This window comes from Pseudoalteromonas sp. GW168-MNA-CIBAN-0100 (assembly GCF_040309225.1).
GTDB lineage: Bacteria > Pseudomonadota > Gammaproteobacteria > Enterobacterales > Alteromonadaceae > Pseudoalteromonas > Pseudoalteromonas arctica.
Window position 1 is genome coordinate 1 of record NZ_JBEOOL010000539.1, and the last position, 273, is coordinate 273.

The 273-nt window shown below is 48.4% G+C and carries 1 pseudogene; it reads right to left on the reverse strand.

Going from position 1 to position 273, the window contains the following annotated elements:
- Positions 1-273, reverse strand: a pseudogene (locus AAEY62_RS22330) (efflux RND transporter periplasmic adaptor subunit); the annotation flags it as partial.

A 273-nucleotide genomic window follows, 5' to 3' on the forward strand; every position in this document is an offset into this window, starting at 1 on the left:
TTTTACAACACCGTCGAAGCGGGCACGAATATGACTCAGTGACGCAGGATCATGAACTATCCGCCCAAAGGTTCTGGTTGTGAGCGATAATGTTCCTGATGCGGCCGATGCAGTCACGATATCGTGTTCAAGCATCCGTTCTTGAGATAACACTACGTACTCGGGTCTTTCTTCGGCTTCCTCATCGTCATCATCAGCCAGGGCGACAGAAGCAAACAGTAAAGTAACTAGCATGACTAACATGCCAAGCAAGTCACGTGCGCTAGTAACTAA